Genomic DNA, 4,028 nt, shown 5'->3' with positions numbered 1-4,028 from the left:
CCCCCACCACCATGCGGGCCGCCCGCATCCACGAGTACGGCGACGCGACGGTGATCCGGCAGGACCGGATCCCGGTGCCCCGCCCGGGCCCCGGAGAGGTGCTGATCGAGGTGGCCGCCACGTCGCTCAACCCGGCGGAGGTCGGGCTGCGCCTCGGCCTGCTCCACGACGTCCTCCAGGTGAACCTGCCGCTCACGCTCGGCTGGGACGTCTCGGGCACGGTCGTCGAGACCGGCGCGGGCGTCACCCGGCTCGCCCCTGGCGACCGCGTGTTCGGCCAGGTGACGGGAGCCGCGGCCGAGTACGCGACCGCGCCGGCGGACCTCCTGGCCAGGGCGCCGGAGACCGTCCCGCTCGCCCACGCCGCCGCCGTCCCGGTGGCCGGGCTCACCGCGTGGCAGGCGATCCACGAGCACGCCCGGCTCACCGAGGGACAGCGGGTGCTGATCAACGGCGCGGGCGGCGGCATCGGTATGTTCGCCGTCCAGCTCGCCAAGCGGGCCGGCGCGGTCGTGACGGCCACGGCGGGCCCGCACAGCGCGGCGGCCGCGGCACGCTACGGCGCCGACGAGGTGATCGACTACGCGACCAGGCCGTTCCCCGGCGGCATGGACGTGGTGCTGAACCTGGCCGCGATCCCGGACGAGGCCGCCGCCGCCCTGGCGGGACGCGGCCGCACGGTGATCACGGTCGCCTCCCCGATCGAGGGCGGCGTCCACTTCATCACCCGCAACGATCCCGATCAGCTCGCCGGCATCGCCGCCCTGATCGACCGGGGCGAGCTGGCGGTCGAGGTCGCCGCATATCGCTCGCCGGACGAGCTCCAGGAGGTCCACCGCGGGGCCGAGTCGGGTCAGCTCCGCGGCAAGACCGTCGTGCTGATGGCCTGAGCCCTCAGGGCCGGAAATGCCGCAGCACCTCGGGGTTGGCCATGGCGTCCGGATTGGCCGCCTCCTCGACGGGGGTGCCGAGCAGGATCTTGCGTACGGGCACCTCCAGCTTCTTGCCGGAGAGCGTGCGGGGGATGCCGGGGACGGTGTGGATCTCGTTGGGGACGTGCCGGGGCGACAGCTCCTTGCGCAGCGCGTCACAGAGCGCGCGCTGCAACGGCTCGCCCATGGTGGCCCCCTCGGCGAGCGTCACGTACAGCAGCAGCCGCCCCTCCTGGCCGAGCTGCCCCGTGTCGATCACCAGGCTGTCGGCGATCTCCTCGAACCGCTCGACGACCCGGTAGAACTCGCTGGTGCCCATCCGGACGCCGCCCCGGTTCAGGGTCGAGTCGGAGCGCCCGTAGATCACGCAGCTCCCGTCCTCCTCGATCTTGATCCAGTCGCCGTGCCGCCACACCCCGGGGTAGACGTCGAAGTAGCTCTCGAAGTACCGCTCGCCCGAGGGGTCGTTCCAGAACATCACCGGCATCGACGGCATCGGCCCGGTCAGCACCAGCTCGCCCACCTCGCCCACGACCGGCGCGCCCGCGGGGTCGAACGACTCCACCTTCGCCCCCAGCGACCGGCACGGGATGATCCCGGCCCTGATCGGGTGGAGCATGGTGGCCCCGACGAACCCCGTGCACACGTCGGTGCCGCCGGAGAACGACCCGAGCGGGATCCCCGGCAGCTCGGCGGCGGCCCAGGCGAACCCCTCGGGCGGCAGCGGCGACCCGGTCGATCCGACGCCGCGCAGGCGCTCCAGCCCCTCGGGATGGATCCCGGCCTTCAGCGAGGCCATGATGTACGGCGCCCCGACCCCGAAATACGTCACTTCCTCCGACGCGGCGATCCGCCACAACGCGGCCGGCGACGGATAGGTGGCCGAACCGTCGTACATCACGGGCGTGGCCCCCACCAGGAGGGCGCCGATGAGGTAGTTCCACATCATCCAGCCCGTGGTGGTGTACCAGAAGAACACATCGCCCTCGCCCAGGTCCTGGTGGAAGGCGAGCGACTTCAGATGCTCCAGCACGACGCCGCCGTGCCCGTGCACGATCGGCTTGGGCAGCCCGGTCGTGCCGCTGGAGTAGAGGATCCACAGCGGGTGACCGAAGGGCACCCGCTCGAACTCCAGCGGCCCCTCCTCTGCGCGCAGACCCTCCCAGCCGATCACCTCGCCGTGCGGCGGCTCCTCGGTGTGCGCCTCGGCCGGCTCGGCCTGCTGGGGCGCGCGCCCCTCCTCCACGGCGGCCAGGTACGGGATCCACACGGTCGCGCGCAGCGAGGGCAGCTCGGCGGCGATCTCGTTGACGGCGGCCGAGCGGTCGTAGCTCTTGCCGTTGTAGTGGTAGCCGTCCACCGCGATGAGCACCTTGGGCTCGATCTGCTTGAACCTGTCGACGATGCTCGGCACCCCGAAGTCGGGTGAGCCGGCCGACCAGATCGCGCCCAGCGACGCGGTGGCGAGGAAGGCGATGAGGGCCTGCGGGATGTTGGGCAGGTAGCCGGCCACCCGGTCGCCGCGCCGCACGCCCAGGCGGATCAGGCCCGTCCTGACCCGGGCGACCTCTTCGCGCAGCTCCGCCATGGTCAGCTCCTGGCGGGCGCCGTCCTCGGAGACGAACACGACAGCGGTGCCCTCGGTGCGCCGCAGCGCGTTCTCGGCGTAGTTGATCGAGCTGCCGGCGAACCACTGGACGTCCGGCATCGTCCCCGACAGCACCGGGCCGTCGCCGCGCTCGCCGAGCACGTCGAAGTAGTCCCAGATCGACGTCCAGAACTCGGCCGGGTCGCCGACGGACCACCGCCAGGCGTCCTCATAGGATCCGGATCGCCCCAGCGACTCCAGGTAACGGGTCAGCCGGGCCGAAGCGACGGCCTCTTCACTCGGCTCCCAGAGAAGCTCGCCCTCAGCAACCATGTGTCCCATCCTGTCGCCCGATCAACGGAAAGTCATACCCGACTTCCCACATAACTTGCTATCGCCGTAGGTGGTCCACCGCCATACGGGCGGCCGTGCCGATCACCGCGTCGGCGCGCGGCTGGATGAGGGCGGTGCTGAGCGAACGGGTGAAGACGGCCACCGCGTAGCGCCGGCCGTCAGGGTATTCGACGACGCCCGACTCGTTGCGCAACGTGGGGAACGAACCGGTCTTCCCGCTGACGGCCACGTCGTCGTACGGGAAGCCGGAGGCCAGCCGGTGCGGCCACACCTGCATGTTCAGCACGGCGCGCATCCAGGCGCACGACTCCGCCGAGGCCGCCTCGTCCCGCCAGATCAGCCCGAACAGCCGGGCCATCTCGCGCGGGGTGCTCCGGTTCGACCGCGCGGGGTCGAGCACCCGCAGCCGCGCGATGTCGTCGGGATCCACGTACGGCCACCCGTGCCCGGTGTCCCAGCCCATGCTGTCGTTGGACTCCTTGCAGCTCTGCGAGACGTGCGTGCCGCCCAGCCCGAATCCCGCCAGCATGGAGTTGACCGCGTCGAACCCGACCACGCCCAGCAGCACGTCGGCCGCGCTGTTGTCGCTCACCGCGATCATCAGGTACGCCAGGTCGCGCAGCGAGATCGTCACGTCGTCGAGCATCGCGGAGATCCCCGTGGGCCCGGGCACCCGGTCGGCCCGGGTCACGGTCACCCGCGCGGCCAGGTCGAGCAGCCCGGCGTCCGCCTGCCGGCAGAGCTCCACCATCAGCGGCACCTTGAACATCGACGCGATGGGCAGCGGCTCGTCGGCGCCGTGCCCGATCTGGCGATCCGCGTCGATGTCGGCCGCGTACAGCCAGCCGGTGACGCCGGCCATCCGGAACAGCGCGTCGAAGTCGGGCGCGCTCATGCCAGCATCCCCGGCCGGCGGCTGATCCGCCGTGCGGGCACGGCGCCCTCGTCCGTCATCCCGGCGTTCTCCTTCAACGTGCGAACGGCCACGACCGAGAAGTCCGCGACCATGTCGCCGGCCGGGGCCGTCGCCACGCGCCAGGCGGTGGAGACCCGGCACGTGATCGGCGAGCCTAGCAGCGGCCGCCAGGCCACTCCCGGGTGCTCCGCCTTCGGCCCGAACGCGACCGCCGCCCCCGCCAGCACCAGCCCCAGCC

Annotated in this window: 3 protein-coding genes and 1 pseudogene; 1 reads left to right on the top strand and 3 read right to left on the bottom strand. The window is 72.1% G+C overall.

The annotated features are described in order from the left end of the window. Positions 1 to 890: alcohol dehydrogenase catalytic domain-containing protein (locus ETD85_RS60690; protein WP_206059615.1), on the top strand; the 890-nt coding region annotated here is incomplete at its 5' end. Positions 891 to 894: 4 nt separating this feature from the next. On the opposite strand, the gene ETD85_RS60685 is transcribed toward ETD85_RS60690, so the two are convergent. From ETD85_RS60685 to ETD85_RS60675, 3 genes and pseudogenes are all read right to left on the bottom strand, one after another. Then, entirely contained in the window at positions 895 to 2,853 is a 1,959-nt protein-coding gene (locus ETD85_RS60685; protein WP_138698834.1) for an acetoacetate--CoA ligase, read from the bottom strand. A gap of 58 nt (positions 2,854 to 2,911) precedes the next feature. Further along, the gene (locus ETD85_RS60680; RefSeq protein WP_138698833.1) at positions 2,912 to 3,769 is read right to left on the bottom strand and encodes a serine hydrolase; all 858 of its coding nucleotides are present in this window, start codon (positions 3,767 to 3,769) and stop codon (positions 2,912 to 2,914) included. Beyond that, positions 3,766 to 4,028: pseudogene (locus ETD85_RS60675) on the bottom strand (LysR family transcriptional regulator); the annotation flags it as partial. The gene ETD85_RS60680 and the pseudogene ETD85_RS60675, both read right to left, overlap by 4 nt.

The sequence above is a fragment of the Nonomuraea zeae genome (assembly GCF_005889725.1).
Taxonomy (GTDB): Bacteria; Actinomycetota; Actinomycetes; order Streptosporangiales; family Streptosporangiaceae; genus Nonomuraea; species Nonomuraea zeae.
The sequence above is the reverse complement of the archived record's forward strand: the minus strand, read 5'-3'. Positions and strand labels throughout refer to the sequence as shown.

Coding starts and splice junctions, on each gene's coding strand:
- ETD85_RS60685 (WP_138698834.1), bottom strand. CDS start 2,853: ATGGTTGCTGAGGGCGAGCTTCTCTGGGAGCCGAGTGAAGAGGCCGTC.
- ETD85_RS60680 (WP_138698833.1), bottom strand. CDS start 3,769: ATGAGCGCGCCCGACTTCGACGCGCTGTTCCGGATGGCCGGCGTCACC.